Source organism: Salinispora vitiensis, from assembly GCF_000378825.1.
In the GTDB taxonomy this organism is placed as follows: domain Bacteria; phylum Actinomycetota; class Actinomycetes; order Mycobacteriales; family Micromonosporaceae; genus Micromonospora; species Micromonospora vitiensis.
The window spans coordinates 2,910,276-2,934,160 of sequence record NZ_KB900388.1; the positions used below are offsets into that span (position 1 = coordinate 2,910,276).

21 protein-coding genes and 1 riboswitch are annotated in these 23,885 nt (G+C 70.6%); of the genes, 4 read left to right on the forward strand and 17 right to left on the reverse strand.

The features are described 5' to 3' along the window. Positions 1 to 45 precede the first annotated feature (45 nt). From paaE to paaA, 5 genes are read right to left on the reverse strand one after another with little or no spacing between them, the layout of a single operon-like run. Positions 46 to 1,155 carry a 1,2-phenylacetyl-CoA epoxidase subunit PaaE gene (gene paaE, locus SALPAC2_RS0113535; protein ID WP_018217180.1) on the reverse strand — a complete coding sequence of 370 codons (1,110 nt, stop codon included), beginning with the start codon at positions 1,153 to 1,155 and terminating at the stop codon, positions 46 to 48. After that, positions 1,152 to 1,628: a 1,2-phenylacetyl-CoA epoxidase subunit PaaD gene (gene paaD, locus SALPAC2_RS0113540; RefSeq protein WP_018217181.1), complete on the reverse strand. Its 477-nt coding sequence runs from the start codon at positions 1,626 to 1,628 to the stop codon at positions 1,152 to 1,154. The genes paaE and paaD overlap by 4 nt, the downstream gene beginning before the upstream one ends. Beyond that, a complete protein-coding gene (gene paaC / locus SALPAC2_RS0113545; RefSeq protein ID WP_018217182.1) occupies positions 1,625 to 2,449 on the reverse strand; it encodes a 1,2-phenylacetyl-CoA epoxidase subunit PaaC in 825 nt (274 codons plus the stop codon). Before paaC ends, paaD begins: the two co-directional genes overlap by 4 nt. Beyond that, entirely contained in the window at positions 2,446 to 2,766 is a 321-nt protein-coding gene (gene paaB / locus SALPAC2_RS0113550; RefSeq protein ID WP_018217183.1) for a 1,2-phenylacetyl-CoA epoxidase subunit PaaB, read from the reverse strand. Before paaB ends, paaC begins: the two co-directional genes overlap by 4 nt. Continuing rightward, a complete protein-coding gene (gene paaA / locus SALPAC2_RS0113555) occupies positions 2,763 to 3,833 on the reverse strand; it encodes a 1,2-phenylacetyl-CoA epoxidase subunit PaaA (RefSeq protein WP_018217184.1) in 1,071 nt (356 codons plus the stop codon). The genes paaB and paaA overlap by 4 nt, the downstream gene beginning before the upstream one ends. A gap of 350 nt (positions 3,834 to 4,183) precedes the next feature. Here paaA and SALPAC2_RS0113560 point away from each other — a divergent pair, with 350 nt between their 5' ends. Both SALPAC2_RS0113560 and SALPAC2_RS0113565 read left to right on the forward strand, forming a co-directional pair. Continuing rightward, on the forward strand, positions 4,184 to 5,119 hold the full coding sequence (locus SALPAC2_RS0113560) for a serine hydrolase (RefSeq protein ID WP_018217185.1): 936 nt from the start codon (positions 4,184 to 4,186) through the stop codon (positions 5,117 to 5,119). Next, a complete protein-coding gene (locus SALPAC2_RS0113565; RefSeq protein WP_018217186.1) occupies positions 5,119 to 6,051 on the forward strand; it encodes a serine hydrolase in 933 nt (310 codons plus the stop codon). Before SALPAC2_RS0113560 ends, SALPAC2_RS0113565 begins: the two co-directional genes overlap by 1 nt. A gap of 76 nt (positions 6,052 to 6,127) precedes the next feature. On the opposite strand, the gene SALPAC2_RS0113570 is transcribed toward SALPAC2_RS0113565, so the two are convergent. The 5 genes from SALPAC2_RS0113570 to SALPAC2_RS0113590 all read right to left on the reverse strand — a co-directional run bounded on the left by SALPAC2_RS0113570 (position 6,128) and on the right by SALPAC2_RS0113590 (position 12,429). Next, a complete protein-coding gene (locus tag SALPAC2_RS0113570) occupies positions 6,128 to 6,979 on the reverse strand; it encodes a menaquinone biosynthetic enzyme MqnA/MqnD family protein (protein WP_018217187.1) in 852 nt (283 codons plus the stop codon). A 133-nt stretch (positions 6,980 to 7,112) separates the two neighbouring features. Next, complete coding sequence (locus SALPAC2_RS0113575; protein ID WP_018217188.1) at positions 7,113 to 9,278, reverse strand: HelD family protein; 2,166 nt, start codon at positions 9,276 to 9,278, stop codon at positions 7,113 to 7,115. 229 nt (positions 9,279 to 9,507) lie between these two features. Beyond that, positions 9,508 to 10,437 carry a hypothetical protein gene (locus SALPAC2_RS0113580; RefSeq protein ID WP_018217189.1) on the reverse strand — a complete coding sequence of 310 codons (930 nt, stop codon included), beginning with the start codon at positions 10,435 to 10,437 and terminating at the stop codon, positions 9,508 to 9,510. Then, positions 10,437 to 11,015, reverse strand: coding sequence for an RNA polymerase sigma factor (locus tag SALPAC2_RS0113585; RefSeq protein WP_018217190.1), 579 nt, complete (start codon positions 11,013 to 11,015; stop codon positions 10,437 to 10,439). The genes SALPAC2_RS0113580 and SALPAC2_RS0113585 overlap by 1 nt, the downstream gene beginning before the upstream one ends. 160 nt (positions 11,016 to 11,175) lie before the next feature. Next, positions 11,176 to 12,429 (reverse strand): peptidoglycan DD-metalloendopeptidase family protein, encoded by a 1,254-nt coding sequence (locus SALPAC2_RS0113590; RefSeq protein WP_018217191.1) that lies wholly within the window; start codon positions 12,427 to 12,429, stop codon positions 11,176 to 11,178. Between the two features lie 571 nt (positions 12,430 to 13,000). Between SALPAC2_RS0113590 and SALPAC2_RS0113600 the strand changes: the two genes are divergently transcribed. Further along, entirely contained in the window at positions 13,001 to 13,759 is a 759-nt protein-coding gene (locus SALPAC2_RS0113600; RefSeq protein WP_018217193.1) for a VOC family protein, read from the forward strand. Here the strand turns inward: SALPAC2_RS0113600 and SALPAC2_RS0113605 are convergent. The 7 genes from SALPAC2_RS0113605 to mqnE all read right to left on the reverse strand — a co-directional run bounded on the left by SALPAC2_RS0113605 (position 13,746) and on the right by mqnE (position 20,917). After that, positions 13,746 to 14,561, reverse strand: a complete 816-nt coding sequence (locus SALPAC2_RS0113605) for an ABC transporter ATP-binding protein (RefSeq protein WP_018217194.1) — start codon at positions 14,559 to 14,561, stop codon at positions 13,746 to 13,748. The genes SALPAC2_RS0113600 and SALPAC2_RS0113605 overlap by 14 nt on opposite strands. Then, a complete protein-coding gene (locus tag SALPAC2_RS0113610; RefSeq protein ID WP_018217195.1) occupies positions 14,558 to 15,658 on the reverse strand; it encodes a FecCD family ABC transporter permease in 1,101 nt (366 codons plus the stop codon). Before SALPAC2_RS0113610 ends, SALPAC2_RS0113605 begins: the two co-directional genes overlap by 4 nt. Positions 15,659 to 15,690: 32 nt before the next feature. Then, entirely contained in the window at positions 15,691 to 16,626 is a 936-nt protein-coding gene (locus tag SALPAC2_RS0113615) for an ABC transporter substrate-binding protein (RefSeq protein WP_018217196.1), read from the reverse strand. Between the two features lie 82 nt (positions 16,627 to 16,708). Then, a riboswitch (cobalamin riboswitch) is annotated at positions 16,709 to 16,832 on the reverse strand. Between the two features lie 89 nt (positions 16,833 to 16,921). Further along, positions 16,922 to 18,802 carry a M14 family zinc carboxypeptidase gene (locus SALPAC2_RS0113620; protein WP_018217197.1) on the reverse strand — a complete coding sequence of 627 codons (1,881 nt, stop codon included), beginning with the start codon at positions 18,800 to 18,802 and terminating at the stop codon, positions 16,922 to 16,924. A 118-nt stretch (positions 18,803 to 18,920) separates the two neighbouring features. Continuing rightward, the gene (locus tag SALPAC2_RS0113625; protein ID WP_018217198.1) at positions 18,921 to 19,253 is read right to left on the reverse strand and encodes a DUF4229 domain-containing protein; all 333 of its coding nucleotides are present in this window, start codon (positions 19,251 to 19,253) and stop codon (positions 18,921 to 18,923) included. 34 nt (positions 19,254 to 19,287) lie between these two features. After that, complete coding sequence (locus tag SALPAC2_RS0113630) at positions 19,288 to 19,710, reverse strand: hypothetical protein (protein WP_018217199.1); 423 nt, start codon at positions 19,708 to 19,710, stop codon at positions 19,288 to 19,290. Between the two features lie 37 nt (positions 19,711 to 19,747). Beyond that, entirely contained in the window at positions 19,748 to 20,917 is a 1,170-nt protein-coding gene (gene mqnE / locus SALPAC2_RS0113635; RefSeq protein WP_018217200.1) for an aminofutalosine synthase MqnE, read from the reverse strand. A gap of 266 nt (positions 20,918 to 21,183) precedes the next feature. Between mqnE and SALPAC2_RS24765 the strand changes: the two genes are divergently transcribed. Then, complete coding sequence (locus tag SALPAC2_RS24765) at positions 21,184 to 22,797, forward strand: C40 family peptidase (protein ID WP_050563098.1); 1,614 nt, start codon at positions 21,184 to 21,186, stop codon at positions 22,795 to 22,797. The last annotated feature ends 1,088 nt before the right edge of the window (positions 22,798 to 23,885 follow it).

The window sequence follows — 23,885 nt, forward strand, 5'->3', positions numbered from 1 at the left end:
CCGCCCGGGTGGCCGACCGTCCGCGGCCGGCCCCACCCGGTGGGCTCAGGCATCGTAGTCAACCGTGAGCCGATCGGTGGTCGGGCTGGACTGGCAGGTCAGGACGTAACCCGCGGCCAGCTCGTCCGGCTCCAGCGCGTAGTTGCGGGCCATCGTCACCTCGCCGGCCACGACCTTCGCCCGGCAGGTCGAGCAGACGCCCCCCTTACACGCGTACGGCAGCTCCGCGCGGACCCGCAGCGCCGCGTCCAGCACCCGATCCGCCCGCCCCATGGTCACCGTTGACGAACGCCCGTCCAGGACGATCGTGACCTCGGTACCCGCCGTCGGCCGGTGCTCGGGGCGGCGGACCGGCTCCGGGGGCGCATCCACGTGGAAGAGCTCGGCGTGCACCGCGGCCTCCGGGACACCCCGGGCGGCCAGCACTCGCTGGGCCTCGGTCACCAGCCCGTACGGGCCGCAGAGGAACCACTCCTCGATCGCCTCGCCCGGCACGATGGTGTCCAGCAGCCGGCCCAGCCGCTCGGCGTCGATGCGGCCGGAGAGCAGGGGGGACTCACCCTGCTCGCGGGAGAGCACGTGGACCAGGTGCAGCCGGGTCGGATACCGGTCCTTCAGGTCGGCGAGCTCCTCGGCGAACATCACGGTGTTCGCCGCACGGTTGCCGTACACCAGGGTGAAGGTGCTGGCCGGCTCGACGGCCAGGGCCGTGGCAACCAGGGAGAGCACCGGGGTGATGCCGGAGCCGGCGGCCACCGCCGCGTACGCGCGTACCCGGTCGGGGCGCAGCGCGGTGGTGAAGTGACCGAGCGGCGGCAGCACCTCGACGGTGTCCCCGCCCCGTAACGCCCCACAGGCGTACCCGGAGAAGGCACCGCCGGGGATCTCCCGGACCCCGATCCGCAGCCGGCCCCGCTCGGCCAGCTCCTGGGGCGTCGAACAGATCGAGTACGAGCGCCGTACCTCCTCGCCCTGCTCCGTCGTCCGACGTACGGTCAGGTGCTGGCCGGGCGCGAACGCGAAGGTCGCGCGCAGCTCGTCCGGTACGGCGAAGGTGACCGCCACCGCGTCGGCGGTGAGCCGGTCGACGGTGGCCACGGGCAGCGGGTGGAAGACCGGCCGACGACGGGTCGGCCGGGTGATCGTGACAGTCACAGTGCCTTCAGGTGGTCGAAGGGTTCGGTACAGGATCGGCAGCGTCGTAAAGCCTTGCACGCGGTCGAACCGAAGCGGCTGATCTGCTCGGTCTCCGGGGATCCGCACCACGGGCAGCGGACGGTCAGGGTCAGCGGTACCGGGCCGGCTGGGCGGACCGGACCGGGTGGGGCGATGCCGGCCCGGGCGAGTTTGGCCCGCCCCGCCTCGGTGATCCAGTCGGTGCTCCACGCCGGCGTGTAGACGGTCCGGACCTCGGCCTGCGGGTGGCCGGCGGCGGCGAGCGCCCGACGGATGTCGGCCCGGATCACATCCATCGCCGGGCAACCGGTGTAGGTGGGGGTGATGGTGACCACCACCCGGCCGGTGGCCGGCTCCTCGGCAACCGACCGCAGGATGCCGAGCTCCTCGATGGTGATCACCCGGAGCTCGGGATCCACCACCGCGGCCACCGCGGCCCGGGCGGTCGTCACCAGGACGCTCCGGGATGCGCGCGGTGCAGCACCTGTAGCTCGGCGAGCAGGTAGGACAGGTGCTCGGTGTGCAGGCCGTTCCGACCGCCGGCCGGCGTCCAGGAGGTCTCGGGCACCGTCAACGTGGCCTCGCTGAGCACCCTGGAGACGACGGAGTCGAAGTCGGCGCGCAGGGTGGCCGGGTCGACCGGCGCGGCCGGGTCCGGGGTAAGAAGTTCGTGCAGGTACGGCCAGACCTCGTCCACCGCCGCCTGCATCCGACGGTGCGACTCGTCGGTGCCGTCGCCGAGCCGCCGCACCCACAACGAGGCGTGCTCCAGGTGGTAGGCCGACTCCTTGCGCGCCTTCGCCCCGATCGCGGCCAGCCGCTCGTCGCCGCAGCCGGCCAGCGCGGTGTAGAGCGGCACCTGGTACGCCGCCAGAAAGAACAGCTTCGCCATGGTCACCGCGAAGTCACCGTTGGGCAGCTCGACCAGGAGGCAGTTGCGGAACTCCCGGTCGTCGCGCCGGTACGCCAACGCGTCCTCGTCCCGTCCGGCTCCCTCCAACTCGCCCGCGTAGGTCAACAGCAGGCGGGCCGCCCCAAGCTGGTCGAGGGCGATGTTGGCCAGGGCGATGTCCTCTTCCATCTCCGGCCCGCGGGTGCACCACTCGGCCAGCCGCTGGGCCGCGACGAGCGCGTCGTCGGCGAGACCCAGGACGAACTCGAAGCGCTTGGTGACCGGCTTCGGCGCGGCCGGCGTCATCCCCGGCACCGCCGATGTCGTCCCCGGCGCGGTCGGCACGGGCTCCGGTCCGGTCTGTTCGACATGCGCGGTCACAGGTGAGCAGCCCCCTCCGGCACCTCGTAGAAGGTCGGGTGCCGATAGACCTTGTCCGCCGCCGGGTCGAAGAAGGCGTCCTTCTCGTCCGGGCTCGACGCGGTGATGGCGGCGGCCGGCAGCACCCAGATCGACACCCCCTCCTGTCGCCGGGTGTAGAGGTCCCGGGCATTGTGCAGGGCCAGCTCGGCGTCGGCCGCGTGCAGGCTGCCGACGTGGGTGTGCGCCAGTCCGCGCCGGGCCCGGACGAAGACCTCCCAGAGGGGCGCCGGCGGAGCCCCACCCGGCTGGCTGGTCGGCTCGCTGTACTCGCTCACGCCACCTTCTCCTTCTTGCTCGCCTGCTCCTTCTTGCTCGCCTGCTTGGCCGCGTACGCGGCGGCGGCGGCCCGGACCCAGGCGCCCTCCCGGTGCGCCCGGCGGCGGTGCTCCATCCGCTGCCGGTTACACGGACCCGCCCCCTTGATCACCCGCATCAGCTCCGCGTAGTCGGGCTGGGTGAAGTCGTACCCGCCGCGCTCGTCGTTCCAGCACAGCGCCGGGTCGGGAAGCGTGAGGCCGAGCACCTCGGCCTGGCCCACGCACATGTCCACGAAGCGCTGGCGCAGCTCGTCGTTGGAGAAACGCTTGATCTTCCAGGCCATCGACTGGGCGGAGTGGGTGGAGTCGGTGTCCGGCGGGCCGAACATCGCCAGCGACGGGTACCACCAGCGGTTCACCGAGTCCTGCGCCATCTCCCGCTGGGCGGGGGTGCCGTGGGCGAGGGTGTGGAGGAGCTCGTACCCCTGCCGCTGGTGAAACGACTCCTCCTTGCAGATCCGGATCATCGCCCGCGCGTACGGCCCGTACGAGCAGCGGCACAGGGGCACCTGGTTGACGATCGCCGCGCCGTCCACCAGCCATCCGATCGTGCCCATGTCGGCCCAGCTGAGGGTCGGGTAGTTGAAGATCGAACTGTACTTCTGCCGACCGGCCAGCAGCAGGTCAACCAGCTCGTCCCGGCTGACGCCGAGGGTCTCCGCGGCGGCGTAGAGGTAGAGGCCGTGGCCGGCCTCGTCCTGCACCTTGGCGAGCAGGATCGCCTTGCGCTTGAGGGAGGGGGCACGGGTGATCCAGTTGCCCTCCGGCTGCATTCCGATGATCTCGGAGTGGGCGTGCTGGGCGATCTGCCGGATCAGGGTCGCACGGTACGCCTCCGGCATCCAGTCCCGCGGCTCGACCTTCTGGTCGGCGGCGATGACCTCGGCGAAGTAGGCGGCCGGATCCGCGCCCGCGGCACCGTGCCGCCCACGCTCGGCCGCCTCCCGCAGTGCCGTCTCGGCCGCCTCGACCTCGCCGAGCAGGCCGCTGGAGGTGTCGTCGGCGGGGAAGTCATTCCCATACATGCCTCAAGTGTTACAGCTCAGCACACCAATCTCTAGGGGGTGTAACAGGTTTCCGGGCCGAGGGCGTGCACTCCGCACCGTACCGACCCCTTATGAGCCGAGTCACAACTCACCCCCATAAAGGGGTAGAAAGCGCGCACTGTCCGCAACTCCCGCCACTTATGGCACGCCTCCACCGCGAGCGAGCCTCGGCACGGCGCAAATCCAGACGTAGACTTCCCCCCGGTCACACCGACCTGCTGCCGGCGATCGTTTACGTAACCGAGGCCGCCCCCGCCTCGACCGCGCCGATCCCTCCCCCGGCCTTGCGAGCCGGCCCCCTGGCCCCGACATCTGGAGTTCACCCAGTTATGCGTCCCCGGTTGCTAGCCGTCCTGGCGGTCGTCCTCGGAATTGCTTTGATCATTCCCGCTGCGTACGCCCGCCTCGATCACGGCGGCACCGACTCCGAGGCGAGCATCCCCACGCCCGCCCCCTCCGCGCCCCCGCCGCCGACCCTGGCCGACGCACCGGTGTCCGTGCCCTTCGAGGGCGAGTTCCTCTCCTGGGCGCTGATGGACCGCCAGACCGACACGATCTCCGGCGCGGAGAACCTCACCGACACCAGCTCCACCGAATCAATGATCAAGATCTGGTTCGCCGCCGACTACCTGAACCAGCTCGGCGACGAGTCGCTCTCGACGACGATGCGCGAGGCCATCACCACCGCGATCCGGGACAGCAACGACGACGCGGCGAACCTGCTCTACCGGGAGGTTGGCAAGTCGGCCACCATCGACCGGATGATCAGCACCTGCGGCCTCACCGATACCAAACCCGGCACCGTGCCGGGCTACATCGGGTGGTGGAGCTTCACCCAGATGTCCCCCCGGGACGCGGTCCGGCTCGGCGACTGCATCGCCGACGGCACGGCCGCCGGGCCGACGTGGACCGAGTTCCTGCTGGACGAGATGAGTCAGGTTCGCGGTACGACCGCCGCAGACGACCAGAACGCGCGCTCCGGAGGCGGCCGCTGGGGGATCATCGACGGCCTCCCCGAGTCGATCACCAGTCAGGGCCCGGTCGGCATGAAGAACGGGTGGACGGCGCTGAACTACGACGGCAACTGGCACGTCAACTGCCTCGCGGTGAACGACCAGTGGAGTCTCGCCGTGATGATGCGATACCCGCAGCAGAGTGGGCTCGACTACGGCGCCCAGACCTGCGCGAGCGTCGCCACCCAGCTCGTCACCCCGCAGCCCGGCGCCGCTCTGAAGGTGCCGCAGCAGCCGACCGGGGACCTCTGATGGCCAGCCGGCCCGACGCGCAGCAGGGCGGCACCTCACTACTCAAGGTGGCCGCGATCACGGCCATCCTGATCGGTTTCGTGCTGGTCTCCCTCCGCCTGCTACCCGGGTCACCCTTCGAGTCGGCGGCCACGGCCCGGTGGGGCGAAGGCCCAGCACAGGAGCAGTCCGACGACCCCGCAGAGCAGGCCCAGCCCACGCCATCGCCGAGCCCGACCCTCGAACCGCTGCCCTTCGCAGCGACCGATCTCACCAGCCTGGACATCGACGGCTGGTACGCCTGGAGTGTGCTGGACCGCCGTACCGGTGAGATCATCGGCTCGGAGAACATGACCGAGACCAGCACCACGGCTTCGATGATCAAATCCTGGATCGTCGCCGACTACCTGCGCCGCACGGTGGAGGCGGGCAGGACCCCGACCGAGACCGAGCTCGCCGAGGCCACCAAGATCATCCGGGACAGCGACAACACCCTTACCCAGGAGTTCTACAACAACCTCGGCGGGTCCGTAACCATCGAGCGCCTGCTGTCCCGGTGCGAGCTGACCGACAGCAACGTCGCCGAGGACGGCGGCTGGAGCCGGACCGAGCTGTCCCCGCGGGACACCGCCCGGCTCGGCGAGTGCATCGCCGACGGCACGGCCGCCGGCCCGGAGTGGACGGACTGGCTCCTCGAGGAGATGCGGTCGGTCCGGGGCGCCGGTGACTTCGGCATCCGCAAGGCGTTCCCGTCGGCGGTCGGCGAAACCATCGCCATCAAGAACGGCTGGGTGGACCGCACCCGCGAGCAGGAGAACCACGTCAACTGCCTGGCGATCGGCGACACCTGGACGATGGGCGTGATGCTGCGCTACCCGGTCGCGCAGGGCTACCAGGTCGGCATGGACAACTGCCAGAAAGTCACCGAAGCCCTGCTGGCCGAACCGCTCTGACCGGCGACGGCCGCAGCCACGAGTTGGTCCGCCGACAAGGCGGGCGGGCCAACGTGGTCGACGCAGGCCGCGGTGGTCAGCCGACGAAGCGGGCCGGGCCGCCGGCGGGAAGCTCGGGGACGGCGCCAGCGGCAGCGGCCCGGCGGGCGAACTCGCGCAGCCCGGCGATCTGGCGATCCCCCAGGCTGAAGTCCAACCGCCGAAAGTAGGTCGCCAGCGTCTCCGCGTCGAAGCTCTCCCAGCGGGCCGCCGCCGTCGCCACCTGGTCCAACTCGGCCAGGCAGAGGTCCCGGGACCGCAGGAACGCCTCGTGCACCTCCTTGACCAGGCCGGGATGCGCGGCGGCGAAGTCCCGACGGACCGCCCAGACGGCGAAAACCATCGGTAGCCCGGTCCACTCGTTCCACGCCTGGCCGAGATCGGTGACGGTGAGCTCGCGGGACGGCGCATCCAGGAGAGCGCGCAGCGCCACATCGCCGATCAACACCCCGGCGTCCGCCTCCAGCAGCATCTGGGTGAGGTCCGGCGGGCAGCGGAAGTACTCGGGCCGCACCCCGTACCGCTCGGCGAGCAGCAGCTGAGCCAGCAGCACGCCGGTCCGCGAGGTCGACCCGAGCGCGACCCGGCGCCCGTCGAGGTCGGCCAGCGGGCGGGTCGAGACGACGTTGACCGAGAGCACCGGTCCGTCACTACCCACCGCGAGATCGGGCAGTAGCAGCAAGTCGTCGGCGTTGCGCAGGTACTCCACCAGCGTGATCGGGCCGATGTCCAGATCACCGGCGACCAGCGCGGCGCTCAACCGATCCGGCGAATCCTTGTGCAGGTCAACATCGATCAGGGCGCCCGAGCGCATCAGCCCCCAGTAGATCGGCAGGCAGTTCAGGAACTGGATGTGCCCGACCCGAGGGCGTGCGACCGGCTCTACCATGCCCCGACCGTATCGCCGCCACCGCGTACCGCGACGCCGGGTCAGGGCCGAAGTGGCCAACACCGCAGCCAACACCAAACCCGGACGTCATGCGCTTGTCTTGGCCGGCCGCCAAGGGGCCCGGCGGCGTGAGTCACGCCGAAGCGGGCACCGCGGCACCGGCGGCCTGGTCGAGCGCATCGGTGGCGAGCACTCCGGGCAGCGGGCGGGCATGCAGCACCGTCAACCGGGTCACCGCGCGCGTGAGCACGACGTAGAGCCGGTGCAGTCCGCGCGGTTCCGCTTCCACGATCTCGGCTGGTTCGACGACGATCACGTGGTCGTACTCCAGGCCCTTGGCCAGCGTCGCCGGGACGACGGTGACGCGCCCGCTCTCCGGGGCGTCGAGTTCCCCGGGCTTTTCGCCGGCCGCGACGAGCGCGGCCCGCAGCTCGTCCAAGTGCCGGTCAGCGGCGATCACCCCGACCGACCCCGGTAGCGAGCGGGTCGCGGCCAGCTCCGCGACCACCTCGGCGGCCAGGTCGTCCACCCGGCGCAGGACCAGCTCGCCGTCGGAACGCAACGACACCGCTGGGGGGACGTTCACCTCCAGCGCGGGCAGGAGCCGGTTGGCCAGCGCCACCACCGCCTCCGGTACGCGGAACCCGGTGGTCAACGGCACCACCGCCGCGTCCGGCTTGCCCAGGTGCCGCAGCGACTCCGCCCAGTCGGTCGCCGCCCACGGCGCCGTGCCCTGAGCGAGGTCACCGAGGAGCGTGATTGACCCGTGGGTGGTGCGCCGGGCGATGGCCCGACACTGCATCGGGGAGAGGTCCTGCGCCTCGTCGATGATGATGTGGTGCAGGCTCGGCTCCCGCTCCAGGAGCCCGGCGGCCTCGTCGAGCAGCACCAGATCGGCGCTGCTCCACCGGACGCTCTTGACGCTCCGGAAGCGCCGGGGCCAGCGCAGCGCCTGACACTCGGCCTCGCTGAGGATGCCCTCGGCGGCGCGGGCCAGCGCCTCCGCGTCGCTGAGCAGCTCGAAGACGAGCGACTGCGGCGTCACCGCCGGCCAGCAGGCGTCGAGGAACTCGACCACCGGTTTGGCCTTTCCCATCCGCCGTTGCCACGGCTCCCCCGGTGACTCGCCGGAACGCGTCTCGGCCTGGCGTTGCAGCAGACCGACGACCCGGGCGCGGACCCGTTCCCGGCCGAGCAGGTACGCGGGATCCTCCCGCCGGGTGTCGTCAACCAGGCGGGTGAGCACCCCCGGATCGATGCGCCACCGGTAGGCGCCGTCGGATACCTGGATCGCGGACTCCGCCCGCCCCAACCGGGACCAGAGCGCCCGCCGCAGCACCGTCGCCATCCGAGGGTCATGCTTGACCACCTCGGCCTCGACCGGATCAACACCGGAGACCGACACCCGCCCGATGAGCCCCTCCAGAGTGGCCTGCCGCACCTCCAGCTCCCCCAACGCGGGCAGGACCGCCGAGATGTAGCCGAGGAACGCCGGGTTCGGCCCGAGAATCAACACGCCGGTACGCCGAAGCCGCTCCCGGTGCAGATAGAGCAGGTACGCGGCCCGGTGCAGACCGACGGCGGTCTTACCGGTTCCGGGTGCCCCCTGTACGCAGATCGAGGTGTCGAGGTCGGCGCGAACCAGCTCATCCTGCTCGGGCTGGATCGTCGCGACGATGTCGCGCATCGGCCCGACCCGGGGGCGTTCGATCTCCTCGATCAGGATCTTGCTGGTGGTGCCGAACTCCTCGCCCTGGTCGAGGCGTTCGTCTTCGAAGCTGGTCAGGTCGCCGCCGGCGAAACCGAACCGACGACGGATCCGTACGCCCTGCGGGTCACCGGCGCTGGCCTGGTAGAAGGCGCGACTGACCGGCGCCCGCCAGTCCAACACCAGCGGCTCACCGAGCTGGTCGGTGACGTGCCGCCGTCCGATGTGGTACCGGCCGGGCACCGGGCCCGCTCCCGGCTCGGGGGCGGGACCGGGCTCAGCGGCAGCTCCGGGCTCAGGATCTGCTCCCGGCTCGGCGGCCCCGTCGAGGTCGAGGCGGCCGAAGAACAGCGGCGTGCGGGGGTCGTCGGCGAGTTCGGCCACCCGCCGGGCCAACGCCACCCCGAGGGTCTCGGCGGAGAAGGGGTCCCCGGCGATCTTCGCGCCGACGGCGTACATGGCTTCGGCATGCTCGCGCATCGCGTGCAGGGCGGCCCGCGACGCGGCCATGTGCGCACGCTCGGCGTCGAGCTCAACAGTGAGGTCAACGGTACGGCTAGCGGTGCTGCCAGCGGCGTGATCGGCAGGCATGACGACGGTTCCTCCGGGTCGACAGGGTGACCTGGCCGCCCGGCCACCCACGTCGGGTACCGGCTGTGCCTCGGCGCGGCGCGAGAGCGCACGGATCGACCAGCCTAGCCCCTCCGACCACTCCCATCGACGGATTTTCGCTGGCGGCCGTCGACAGCAACGCCGGCACTTCCTCCAATCGGCAGAGACACCGCACCGGGCTGCAAGATAAATTGCCCGCGCCTACCCGCTACCGGGTCCAGCGTTCGGCAGGGCGGCAGTCGGCGACCAACGGCGACTCAGGATGCGGCTCGTCCTCGCCGACCATCGGGGGGTTGATGATCTGGCCGGACGGGTCGACGTAGCAGTGCTCGAGTTCCCAGACCCCGTCGACCAGCAGCCGACGGTCGATCTCGTTTCGGTCGGCGTCGTAGCTGACCAACTCGGCGTTCCGATTGACCTCGGCACCCTTGGTGACCAGTCCAAAGACCCCGGAGGCGAGCCGGGCGGTGGTCGACCCGCCGTCGCCGTGTTCGAGGACGAGGCGATGCACGCGGGCGCTGATCCGGCCGCTCACGGCCACGTCGCCGCCGTCGGCTTCAGTCGAGCTGAGGCTGAGCCACTGCACCGGACCGGGCAACCAGTCCCGTTGCGACCAGTGCGCAACGCCGCCGAGGCCCCCGCCGGGCGCTCGTCCAGCCCGGCCCCAAAAAACCTCGCAGGTGAAGTAACCCGCCTCCGTCAGGAAGAGCAGGGCGGCCGTGTCGTCCCGTTGGGCGGCGACCGCCAGGTCATCCGCTGTCACCGCTGGCCAGGAAGCCCCCGGCGCACCTCCTTCGCTGGCGTCGCCGCCTTCGGCTGAACTCTCGGTGTGCAACGACTCCTGCGCATTCCAATCCAGACACTGCTCGACCGACCTGTGCAACGTCGGGCTCAGCTCGGTTGGACCCATCGCCACTAGTTCGAACCCGCCGGAGGGCTCTGCTCCGGGTAGGCCCGGCCTGCCAACGAGTAGGACCGCGCTGACAGCCACGACCGCCGTGGCCGCCACGACGGCGACCCGCAGCCGAGTCGAACGTCGCTGCGGCCGGCTGATCGTGCTGAGCAACTCGGCGCGCATCCGGGTCACTTGCCGGGCGGGCAAGTCCCGCTCGGGGGGCGGGTCGAAGAGCTCGGTCATCACTGCTCCTGCCTGTTGTCGGTGCTGAATTTCCGGGCCAGCCGGGCCCGGGCGCGACTCACCCGAGAGCGGAGCGCGACCTCGCTGATCCCGAGCACGGCCGCGGCCTCGGCGTAGGGAACGCCGGACCAGAGACACAGGGCGACCGCCTCCCGCTCCGCGCGAGGCAGCCGGCGGACCGCCGAGAGGACCGACGCCATCCGGCGTTCGTCGTCCAGCCGACCGACGACCTCGTCGGCGGGGTCGGCGTGGGCCTCCCGCTCCTGCGGCACCCGGCGCAGCAGCGCCCGCCATCGCCGGGCGGAGCGCCACTCGGTACGGGCGGTGTTGGTCGCCACCACCAGCAGCCAGGGCAGCGCGGAACCGTCAACCAGGCGGGCCTCGCCACGCCGACGCCAGGCCACCAGGAACGTCGCCTGGGTGATGTCCTCCGCGACCGACCAGGAGCCGCAGAGCCGGAAGGCATGGTTGTGGACCGCACGGGCGTACCGGTCGAACAGCTGACCGAACGCGGCCTCGTCGCCGCCGGCCAACGCCGACCAGAGTTCCTGATCCGGTGGGTGCAATCGGGTTGTCACACCTAACCCTGTCCGGCCGGACCGATCTTGTTGCATGCACGGTCGGACTGGGTGGCCCTACCCCGCTGCGGGCCGCAGGCCGATGCACGCTGGTGAAGGTGAGTACCGGGCCTCGTCTGGCAGCCGCCGTTGCCGATCGGAAGCCGCCGAAGCGCACTCTTTAGAAGCCGAAGGGTTGGGCGGAGAGCAGGACCTCGTTCCAGCCGGAATCAGTCACCCTGCCCTGCTCGTACAGGTCGCTGCCGTTGTTGTCGTACGGGTTCCGGTCGCCGTATCGGTGCAGGACGCCATCGCTGGTACGGCCGTAGTAGATGCCGGCGCCGGGAGACAGCAGGTGGGTGATGTCCTGCCCGGTGCTCGACTTGAGCTCGCCGGACTCCCACCTACCCACTCCATTAAGCTTGTACGACATCAATCGATTATCCGAATCCGTACCGAGGATCCAGTCCGGCCCGGTCGTGGTCAGCGTCTTGAGGGTGAAACCACTGCCGACCGTCACCCAATTGACGGTCTCACTACCCGTCGGCTTCGTCGCGGTCACGGTATGGCGCTGCAACACTCCCTCCGAAGTAAGCCCATACAGACCCCCGGCACCGTCATAGGAAAGATGGGTGTGCGTCCATCCGCCACCAAAAATCTTCACCGGCGGATCGAACACCAACGACGCATCATTCGTGACCACATCAACCCGATACAGGTCATCCTCCGTCGAGGTCAACAGAATGGTGTTGAAGTTCAGCGTCGCCATCGCCCTCGGCGTGAAACCCAACGTCGCACTCGATGTCAAATCCTTCAAGAGCCGACCTGATCCCGACTCGACCAACGAATAGGTCAGCCTGCCATCCGGCAGGATCCCGTAGACGGAAATATCGCCACAATTAGCACTAACGGCATTGACCGGCGGCGACAGCGGCTCCCCGGAGGGAAAACCGTCCGTCGTGATTTCCGAGCGGATGCCGTTGAAGTAGGCCTCCACCTTGGCGCCTTCGTGTCGCTGCTCGTGATGCAGATGAGGGGCGCCTGAGTTGCCGGTGCTGCCCACCTTGCCGAGCAGTTGCCCCTGCCGGACCCACTGTCCGGTGTAGACCACCGGGGGTGACTCCATGTGCAGGTAGAGCGACTCCCAGCCCTCGCCGTGGTTGAGCTCGACGTGCCAGCCGCCGCCACCGTCCCAACCAGCATACGAGACGGTGCCGGCGGCGGCGGCGAGAAGAGCTCGGCCGGCCGTGTTGCCACCGTTCGCGAACATGTCGACGTCGTAGTCGTCATGACCGCGATAAGTGGAGATCTGCCAGGATTCGCCGCACGGGAATGGCAGCTGGAAGGAAGGCCGCCCACCGGCGGCCCGAGCCTCGGCCGGACGTGCTGTCTCGAGCACCAGAGCACCGTTGACGGCGAGGGCCAGCGCGGCCAATGTCGCCGGGAGGGAGCGACGTATTCCAGTTTTCGAGGACATGGGTCTCCAGCCTCCCGGGCATTGTTTTTGGAAAGATGAGTGTGCGTCAATTCGCCACCAAGAACCGCGTCGCCATCGCCCTCGGCGCGAACCCCAATGTCGCGCCCGACGTCACAACCTCCGAAACTGGCCCGAGTCCCCCTCAATGGCCGAGTACGAAAGCCTGCCGTCTGACAACACCGACACCAGTGACGGCCAGATGACCTCAACGATGATCTCCGTGTCGCCCACCTACTTATGGTAGCGATATGGGTGCCCCCAGACCCCGCACAGCCCGACCTACCTCACCCGACCGGGGCAGTCAGCCCGGCGTTAGTCGGAGACAGATTGAGCATTTTGTTCAGGAACGCATTGGCGTCTCACGTGGGGGTCCAGCCGCTGCGAAACCACCAGCAGCCAGGGCAGCGCGGAGGCTCGAGTCACCTCTTGGCGTTGACGTTTGCCCATTTCCCGCCGGACGGGCTGCGGCAGTGTCATCATGCGGGTCGGGGCGAGCCACCGTGGCCCGCCTCGGACGAGAGGGGTTGACGTGGGCATCGTTCCGGCGGGCACGCCCTGCTGGGCTGACCTGGCCGCGCCGGACCTCGACGACGCGCGCCGCTTCTACCCGGAGCTGTTGGGCTGGACCGGCCGGATCGCACCGGAGCCCGAGGCGAACGGCTACACCGACTTCCTCCGCCACGGCCAGGCGGTGGCGGGTGCCGGGCTGCCGGCCATTTCGGAGCAGGTGCCGATCTGGTCGATCTACGTGGCCGCCGACGACGCCGACTTGGTGGCCGCGCGGGTCGAGGAGGCCGGCGGGCAGCTCGTGGTGCCCCCCTTCGACATGTTCGACCGGGGTCGGATGGCGGTGCTGAGCGACCCGGCGGGCGCGACGCTGTGTGTGTGGCAGCCGTTCACGATGCCCGGCGGCGAGGTCTTCGGAGTGGCGGGGGCGATGAGCTGGACCGAACTGGTCACCCCCGACCCGGAGGGCGCGAAGGTCTTCTACGAGCTGGTCTTCGGCTGGCAGCCGGACGAGCCGCCAACCGGTCCGGCCGGGCACACCGGCTGGCGCCTCGGCAACCAGATCGTCGCCGGGATGACCGCGCCGCTCGGCGACTATCCCGCCGGCGCGCCCGCGTACTGGTCGGTGTACTTCGGGGTGGAGGACGTGGACGCGACCGCCGCCCGGGCCGCCGCCCTGGGCGGGGCGATCCTGGTGCCGCCCCGCGACACCACAGCCGGTCGCTGCACGGCCCTGCGCGACCCACAGGGTGCCCTCTTCAACGCGATCACCCCGCCCTGACCTTCGGCACCCCGTCGGGTGCGGAGGCGGGGCGGACGGGTACCACCAGTGGGCCGCGCTCGCCGTCGATCACCTTCACGGTGGCGCGGTAGTGGCGAGCCAGCAGCTCCGTCGTGAGCACCTCCCGGGGGCTGCCGGCGGCGGCCACCTGACCGTCCGCGAGGAGCACCATCCGGTCGGCGTACTCGCCAGCGATGGAGAGATCGTGCATGGTCGCCACCACGGTCAGGCCATGCGCCCGGCGGAGCTGGTCGACCAGTTCGAGGACGTCCTGTTGGTGGCCGATGTCCAGCGCGCTGGTCGGTTCGTCGAGCAGCAGCAGGGTGGCCCCCTGGGCGAAGGCCCGGGCCAGGAAGACCCGCTGCCGCTCGCCACCGGAGAGGGTGGCCAATTCCCGGTCTCGGAATCCGGTGAGGTCCAGCCGGCCCAGGACATCGTGCGCGGCGGCCAGGTCGGCGGTGGACTCCCGGCCCAGCGGCGCGATGTACGGGGTGCGGCCGAGCAGCACGTAGTCCAGGACCGACATTCCGGCCGGCACCACCGGCGACTGGGCGACCGTCGCCACCACCCGGGCCCGGTCCCGGCGACGCAGCTGCTGGATCGGCGTACCGAAGAGGGAGACCGCGCCCCCGGTGGGCAGCAGGCCGCCGACGGCGCGCAGCAGCGTCGACTTGCCGGCGCCGTTCGGGCCGATCACGGTCACCCACTCGCCGGTGGCGACGCTCAGGTCGACCCCGGTGAGGACGGGTACGCCGGCCAGCCGGACCCGCAGGTCGCGGACCGCCACCGCCGGTGCGCTCATCCCAGCACCCGCCGGGCACTGCGCAGGACTAGGACGAAGAACGGGCCGCCGAGCAGGGCGGTCACCACGCCGATCGGGATCTCCTCGGGGGCGGCGGCGGTCCGGGCGACCACATCGGTGAGCGCCAGGAACGCCCCGCCGAAGAGCATCGACAGCGGCAGGATGACCCGGTAGCTGGAGCCGGCGAGCAGTCGTACGGCGTGCGGCACGATGATCCCGACGAAGCCGATCAGCCCGGACGCGGAGACCGCGGCGGCGGTACCGAGGGAGGCGGCGGCGATCAGCAGGTAGCGGGAGCGTTGCGGGTGCAGGCCCAGGCTGGTCGCCTCGTCGTCGCCGACCGAGAGGACGTCCAGTTCCCGCCGGTGCAGCAGGACCACCACGGCGGTCAGCAGGAAGTACGGCAGGACCAGCCGTACGTCGTGCCAGCCGGCGGTGGCGAGCCGCCCGAGCAGCCAGGCATAGACCTGTTGGATGCTGTCTGAGTTGCGTTGCAGCAGGTACGTCTGGCCGGCGGAGAGGAAGGCGGAGACCGCCACCCCGGCCAGGATCAGGGTCGCCGGTGATCGGCTTCGGCCGCCGGCGGAGCCGAGCAGGTAGGTCAGCGTGACCGCGCCGATCGCGCCGACGAAGGCGGCCAGCGGGATGGTGACCGGCAGCCCGGTGAGCGCCCCGCCGACCCCGCCAGCGGTGATCACCACGGTGACCGCGAAACCGGCGCCGGCCGCGACCCCGAGCAGGTACGGGTCGGCGAGCGGGTTGCGGAAAACGCCCTGGTAGGCGCCGCCGGCCAGGGCGAGCAATCCGCCGACGAGCAGGCCGAGTACGGCCCGGGGCAGGCGCAGCTCGGTGATGATGGCGACCTCCCGCTCGGTCAGCCCGCTGTCGAGGCCGACCCCGGGGAGGAGGTTCAGCAGCTCGACCGCGACGCTGCCGGGTGGCAGGCTGATCGGGCCGAGGGAGACGCCCGCCACCAGGGCGGCCAGGACCGCGGCCAGCCCGGCGACGAGCCAGCCGGGCCGCAGCCCGGCGGGCCGAGCCGCGGCTGACCGCCCCTCCGGCTGGCCGGAGGGGCGGTTGGTTACCACCTGCCGCATGAGAAGGCCCTACTACCGTCGCCGGTTCAGCGTCACGCGGGGACCTCGGCGGTCGCCTCGATGATCGTGCGTAGCAGGTCGACGACGCGCGGGCCCCACCGGGAGGCGATGTCGTCGTCGAGCGCGACGACCTGGCCCTCCTGTACGGCGGTGATCGTCGCCCAGCCGGCTCGCTCCTGGACCGACGCGACGCTCTGCTGGCAGCACTTGGTGTCGGCGAGGAAAACGAAGTCCGGGTTGGCCTGGATGATGACCTCCTCGGAGAGCTGCGGGTAGCCGCCGCTCGCGCCGTCCGCGTCGGCCGGGTCGGCGATGTTCTCGAGCCCGGCGAGCGCGTAGAGCGAGCCGATGAAGGTCTTGCTGGTGGCGGTGTACAGCTCGGGGGCGAGCTCGTGGAAGTAGGTCAGCTTCTCCGCCCGCTCGGGCAGGTCGGCGACCAACTCCGCGATGTCGTCCTGGATCTGGCTGACCACGTCGGCGGCCTCGGCGGGATGCCCGGTCAGCGCGCCGACCTCGGTGAACTGCCGATAGGTGTCGTCCAGCGTGACCGCCGCCGGGGTGAGGAAGACCGGGATCTTCAGCGTGGTGAGCTGGTCCACGATCTTGTTGCGGTCGTCGGAGAGCAGCACCAGGTCGGGGTTGTGGGCGGCGATCGCCTCGGCGTTCGGCTGGAAGCTGGAGAGGTCGGTCTGTGGTGCCTCCGCCGGGTGGTTGGAGTTGTCGTCGACCGCGACGACCTGCGGCCCCGCCCCGATCGCGAAGAGCATCTCGGTGGCGGTCGGCGACAGCGAGATGATCTTCTCTGGCTGCTCCTCCAGCGTCAGCGAGCCGACGGTTACCGGGAAGGTCGCGGCGCTGGACGCGCCGTCGTCGGCGGGGGAATCGGTGCTCTTCTCGGCGCAGCCGCCGAGCGCGAGCGCGGCCACCGCGAGGGCCGCGGTGAGGAACCGGGGGGTACGTCTGGACATCGGGCCTCCTGTCGGTCGAGGAGTTGGTGCTTCGCCGACAGGGACCGAGGGTGCCCGTCCACGAGGCGCCCTTCCTCGAGAGCGCGTATCGCGACCGACCGCAGGCGACCTGACTCGTCCCCGGGGACGACCCGGGGCATCACAGTTGCGGGACAGTGCCGGTTTCCCACCGGCTTCGCTGCGGGATGGTCGGTAGCACGGTAGCGCACGGTCGGGCCGGCGCCCGGAGTTGGCCGCAGACGTGTGACGAGGTGGGGTGGGGTGGGGGCCCCGGGGAAAGGGCCCCCACCCGGATTCAGGAAACGGTGATGGTGACGTTGTCGACGGCAGCCTCGACGAGGCTCCCGCCGGCGGCGTCCGCCGCCGCCACCTGGATCCGGATCGACTGGCCGGCGTAGGGCGTCAGGTCGAGGTTGGCCACCGACCAGGAGGCGCTGCGGTTGGTCGCCGCGCCGGCCTGGTTGAGCAGGGTGGTGGTGCCGCCGCTGTGCACGACGCTGACCCGGAAGTAGTCGGCCGAGGAGGCGTTCGAGTAGTGCGCCAGGTACCAGGCCAACGAGAGGGTCAGTGTGCCGCTCGAGGGCAGGGCCACCGCCGGGGAGCGGGCGCTGGTCACGCCGCCGTCGATGTCGTGGGTGCCCACCGAGGAGCCGGCGAGCCGTCCGGTGACCAGGTCGTTACCGCCCGCGTACGGGGTGAGCTGCTTGGCGCCGGAGTAGCTGGTCGCCTGGGCGGCACCCCGCTCCCACTGGCCGGTGGTGGCGGTATCGGTGCCGTTGGGGTTGATCGTCCAGCCGGTCGCGGTCTCGAAGGTGTCCGCCCAGACCGTCTCCCCGCCGCCGCCACCGCCGCAGTACTGGTCCTCCTTGCCGATCGCCCGGTACGGGCAGTCGGCGTACTCGGAGAGGAGCAGCACCGCCTCGCGGTTGCGGGCGGTCTCCGCCGGGATGACCTCATCGGGTGGGTAGAAGCCGCCGCCCGCGGCGGAGCCGGGGTACAGCTCGAAGGTGTACGCCCAGATCCCGTGCGCCCCCCACATCCAGTCGATGCTGCTGCCATCGGTGATGTAGAGGTCGCTGGACTGCTGCGGGGTGTAGCCGTTGGTGTCCGCCATCTCCCCGCCGATGGTGGCGAAGGTGTTGTACTGGTCGGCCGTCATCCCCGGGGCCGTGTTGCTGTACGTGTAGCCGAACGGCCAGAGCACCAGCTCGGAATAGGTGTGGAAGTCGATGTTGGCCTTGATCTGCTGGACTCCGCCCACGACCCGGCTGTCCACGAAGTCGCGCACCGCATCGGTCTCCGGGGCGGAGAAGGGCGACGGGCCCCGGTAGGTGCCCGACGAGGTGGAGCCGGAGGAGCCGCCGCAGCAGCCCCAGAGGTAGTCCCAGTTGCGGTTCAGGTCGGTGCCGACCCAGGACGAGCCGCTGTTCGGCTGCCGGTTCTTGCGCCACGACCGGTACGAGCCGGTGGCGATGTCGTACTCGCTGCCGTCCGGGTTCACGGTCGGGATGATCCACAGCTCCCGGCTGTTGACCACGTTGGTGACCCGGGAGTTACTGCCGTAGTTGTCGGTGAAGAGGTTGAGCAGGTAGATCGCCATCTCCACGGTCAGGTGCTCCCGAGCGTGCTGCTGGGAGTTGAAGAGGACTTCTGGTTCGTCCTCGTCGGTCCCGACGTTGTCGGAGATCTTCACCGCCATCAGGTCCCGGCCCTCGTGCGAGGTGCCGATGCTGATCTTCCGCGCGATGCTGGGGTGCTCCGCCACTACCTGGTTCACCACCGCCGTCAGCTCGGCGTAGTTGTGGTAGTCGGAGTCGGCGGGCGGAAAGTCAGAGATGCCGACGTCCCCGTGGTCGTGGTCGTGGCCGGTGGGGGTTACCGGAACCTTCTCCAGCTCGAAGCCCAGCTTGGTGATCGCGGCGGCCTCGGCGGCGGTGGCGGTGACGTGCAGGACACCGTGCTCGGAGTAGTCGATCGCGGCGCCGGTGCTGGCGACCGCGCTGCGGTCGGTCACGGTACGCGGGCCGAGCACCCGGTACTGGACGGCGGCCGACTCACCGGTGGCCTCCGGGGTGGTGTTCGCGGAGACCGGTGACGCGGCGAAGGTGAGCAGGCCGAACCCCGCGGCGACGACGAGCGCGAGGCGGCGGCGAAGGGTGGGGGTGCGGAAGGCCATGGACAACCTCCTGACGAGCGCGGGAAACCTTTCCCGCCTGGTACCGCACACTCCACCACTCAGCGCATGGTCATATCAATATTCTTCCATGTATAAATTCGATGGGACCCGTCCAGGATCAGGACTTCGGCGCGTCGCCGCCCGGCTCCGCCGAGCCCGTCCCGGCGTCACCCTCGCCGCCCGGCTCCGTCGAATCCGCCCCGGCCTCGTCCTCGCCGGCCAACGCCGAGCGCAGCCGCTCCTTCTCCGCGCGCCGCCGCTCGGTGGCGGCGGCCATCTCCTCGGCCATCTCCTCCCGCCACGGACGCAGCAGGAAGAAGGAGAGCGCCGCCGAGAAGATCAACGCCACCATCAGCTTGACAAAGAGATTCAACTCCACGAGCCAGAGGGCCGCCAGCACGGCGACAAACAGCCCGATCCGGCCCAGCGTGTACTTGACCGCCGCGCTCATCTCCGTACTCCGTTCTCCGCCGTCGACGGCGGCCTCAGCCCGTCCTCCGGGCCAGCCACCGCACCCCGTGGAACCACACCACCGCGTACCCGACGGTGAAGACCGCCGCGCCCAGCCCGCCGGAGACCACCGGCGGCAGGTCAGCGGTGAAACCAGACACCACCAGGCCGAGGGTCAGCCCCACGGCTCCGGCCGCCAGGCCCGACACCACCCGGGCGGCGCCAAACCCCCAGGCGCGGAAGTCGTCCCAGTAGAGCCAGGCGGGCAGGATCACCGCCAACCATCCGTTGGCCTGGCCGAACTCCCCCGAAGTGAGCGAGCTGAAGCCCAGGTCCAGGGTCGCCAACGCGAGCACCCCGACAACCCAGCCGGCCAGGCTCACCCCGAGCAGGTCGCCCAGGGTCAGCACCCGCCCCTCGGCATCTCGCCGGGGAATTCTGTTGCGCTGCTCGGTCATAGCCCTACGAGGGTACGCGAACCGTCGACCAGCACGATCAGGCCCACACCTGCTGCGGCTCGGCGCGACGCTCGGCGAGCGAAGGCGCGGCGTCGTACTCGCGCACGACGTCGTACCGGGTGTTGCGCTCGACCGGGCGGAACCCGGCATCCCAGATCAGGTCCAGCAGGTCAGCCCGGTTCATGGTGTTCGGCGTGCCGTACGAGTCGGCGTCATGGGTGATCTTGTATTCCACCACCGAGCCGTCCAGGTCGTCCACGCCGAAGTTCAGCGACAGCTGGGCGACCGAGAGCCCGTGCATCACCCAGAAACACTTCACGTGCGGGACGTTGTCGAAGAGCAGCCGGGACACCGCGTACGTCTTCAGCGACTCCGCCGGCGAGGCCATCGTCGTCCGCGCCTGGATCTGGTTACGGATCTTGCCGTCCGCCGAGTCGACGAAGTCATGCTGGTAGCGCAGCGGGATGAAGACCACGAAGCCATTGGTCTCGTCCTGCAGCTCCCGCAGCCGCAGCACGTGGTCAACCCGGTGCCGGGGCTCCTCGATGTGCCCGTACAGCATGGTTGACGGGGTCTTCATGCCCTTGTTGTGCGCCAGCCGGTGGATGCGGGACCAGTCCTCCCAGTGGCAGGCGTGGTCCACGATGTGCTGCCGCACCTCCCAGTCGAAGATCTCCGCACCGCCGCCGGTCAACGACTCCAGGCCGGCGTCCATCAGCTCGTCCAGGATCTCGTCGGCGCTCAGGCCGCTGATCTTCTCGAACCACTGCACCTCGGTCGCGGTGAACGCCTTGAGCCGGACGTTCGGCAGCGCCGCCTTCAGCTCACGGAGCACCTTCGGGTAGTAGCGCCAGGGCAGGGTGGGGTGCAGCCCGTTGACGATGTGCAGCTCGGTGAGCTGCTCGTCCTCCATCTCCTTGGCCTTGCGAACCGCCTCGTCGATTCGCATCGTGTACGCGTCCTTCTCGCCCGGCTTGCGCTGGAACGAGCAGTACGCACAGCTGGCGCTGCAGACGTTGGTCAGGTTCAGGTGCCGGTTGACGTTGAACATCACCCGGTCGCCGTTGAGCTCGGTCCGCCGGTGGTGGGCAAGCCGACCCAGCCAGGTCAGATCGTCGCTGTCGTAGAGGGCGATCCCGTCCGCGCGGGTCAGCCGCTCGCCGGCGTACACCTTCGCTTCGAGCTCGCGCTTGAGTCCGGCGTCCATCTCCAGCCCCGTCCCTTCCGCCTGCGGTCCCGGTCGAGCCTACGTGGGCCGGCGAACCAACAGTCAGCGCGGGCGGTGGGCCGCGACGAACCTCACCGCTCTCCGCCCTCGCCGTTAGCCGAATTCTCAGCCACTCGTAACCCGGCCACACATCGACACTGCTGCCCGCGTGCGATAAGACAGGGAATGCCGGGCGCGACACACCACTGGTAGCGTCCGGCCACCGTGTGCACCCAATGCACGGATTGACCCAGACAAGGAGCGGAATGGGCGACAGCGGCTACGGACGGCTACCTCGACGAAACCCAGTGATCTCGCCGGTGCTCCGTCCCAAGCTCTGGTCCGCGTTGCTGGGCATCATCGCCGCGGGTGCCCTCAGCGCGCCGGTCTACGCCGATCCGCCGCTGCCCAACACCGTGCCCGACAGTGGCGCCCGCCCGGTCCTGTCCGGCCCGCTCAGCCTGCCCGGCGATGAACCGCTCGCCCCGTCGGCCACCACGCCGGTCAACAACCTCATCGACGGGCCGCTCGCCGCCCAGATCTACGCGGCCGAGGCCCGCATCGGCCAGCTGAGTGACGAGCTACTCCTGCTCAAGCAGCAGCGCACCGAGGCGGAGGCAGAGCTCGTCGCCGCCGAGCGGGAGCTGAATGTGGCCCTGACCGCGCTGGCCAAGGCCCAGTCGCGCGCCGATGCCGCGGCCGCCGACGCGCTCAAGGCGGCTGCGGCGCTGCCCTCCGCGCCCTTCGCCGACGATCTCCAGGATCTGAGCGAGCTCTCCGGCCTCGCCCGGGGGAGGGACGTCGCCGGCGGGGAGACCACCGCAGCGACCCGGGAGCTCAACCGCGCCCGCGCCGACGAGCAGGCCGCGCAGCAGGTGATGACGGCGGCGCAGTCTCGGCTACGTTCCGTCAACGCCTCCTATGCCAGCACCGAGCAGGCGCTGCAGAGCGAGAAGGCAAAGCTCACCACTCTCCGCCAGGACAATGCCGCCCAGCTGCTGGAGCTGGAGCGTCAGCAGGAGGCGGCGGAGCAGGCGCTCGGCGCGCAGTGGGTCGCCAACGAAACCGCGAACGGGCTCGCCGCGCACCCCACCGCCCGCGCGGCGGTCGGCTACGCGCTGGACCAGCTCGGTGACCCGTACCTCTGGGCGGCCGAGGGACCGGATCGGTTCGACTGCTCGGGCCTGATCTGGGCCGCCTACCGCTCGGCCGGCTACCGCGGCCTGCCCCGGGTCTCCCGCGACCAGTACTACGCGACCCGGCACCGCACCGTTCCCCGGACCGGCCTCCTCCCCGGTGACCTTCTCTTCTTCGCCTCCGGCTCGAGCTGGACCAGCATCCACCACATCGGCATGTACATCGGCGGCGGTCGGATGGTCCACGCCCCGAGTAGCGGCGACGTGGTCAAGATCTCAACTGTGACCTGGTCGCGCCTCTACGCGGCAACACGAGTGGTCGACGGGATCCCCGCGCCCACGCCAACCCCGACGCCCACACCGACCGCCTCGGCCACCCCGAAGCCGACGCCATCCCCCTCGACCAGCCCCAGCACCACCCCGTCGCCCTCGACCGGCCCCAGCACCACCCCATCCCCCTCGACCAGCCCCAGCACCACCCCATCCCCCACGACCAGCCCCAGCACCACCCCATCCCCCTCGACCTCGCCAACCGACCCCCCATCGCCCACGACCAGCCCCAGCACCACCACGTCCCCCACCACCTCACCCTCGGCGTCTCCGACCAGCACCCCACCGCCCACCGCCTCGTTCTCGGCACCGCCGTCCCCCACCGTCTCGCCCTCGGCGGTACCGACCGACAGCTCATTCCTGCTGGGCGAGGAGAGCTCATTCCGGCTGAGCTTCGACTCCTTCCGGCCGTAGCCGGCGCGACCGCGCCGCCCAGCCGGCCACACGGTCAGCGCCACCCGTAGCCGGACACCCGGGGGTGACCCGGCAGACCGCCGGTAGCCCTGCTCCGGCTGTGCTACCTGAACGGAATGTGGCACGGTGAGACCAGGCACTCCCGGCTCGGATGGCACGAGACCGGGTGCGAGCACGGCGCGGAGGGCGAACATGGCCGAGCAGAACGACCCGGTGGACCCATCCGCCACGGACACGACGGTTATTCGGTCAGCGCCGGGGCAGGCCTGGACCGACCACCAGGCTGGCCCCAGCGAGCCCGAGCCGGTGCAGCCACCCGAACCCGTACGACCGCCCGAGCCGGTGCAGCCACCCGAACCCGTACGACCGCCCGAGCCGGTGCAGCCACCCGAGCCGTCCGTTCCGGACCCAACACCGCCGGCACCCGAGCCGGCCCCGGCCCCCGGTCCCCACCCGCCGGGGCCGGTCCGACCACAGCCGGCGCCACCTGCCCCGGTACCCCCGACCCCGGCGCCATCTGGGCCGCCGGTGCCCGCGCCAACCGACCCGGCGCCGACCTCCCCGTTCCCACCACCACCGGTCACCTCCGGTGGCGGCACCGGGCCGTCCAGGCGAGCCGATGTCCCCGCGCCCGGCCCATTCCCCGCCCCGCGCACCGCGACATCGCCGGTTTCCGCGGTCCACCCGGAGTCACCACCGCCGGCGGCCCCGGCCGCGACCACCCAGGCCTTCCCCACCTCAGCCTCGGCCGCCACCCAGGCCTTCCTTGCAACCGGCCACCAACAACCCACCACGGCCCCGGCCGCCACCACCCAGGCCCTCCCCACCTCAGCCTCGGCCGCCACCCAGGCCTTCCNNGCNACCGGCCACCAACAACCCACCACGGCCCCGGCCGCCACCACCCAGGCCCTCCCCACCTCAGCCTCGGCCGCCACCCAGGCCTTCCCCGCGACCGGCCACCAGCAACGGCCGGGCACCGGGCGCCAAAACCCGCACGAGGGTGACCTCAGCAGCCTCTACGGTGATGGGTCGGGCCTGTCCACCGTCGCTTTCCCGGTCAACCCGGTGGAGAACTCGGGCTCGTTGAC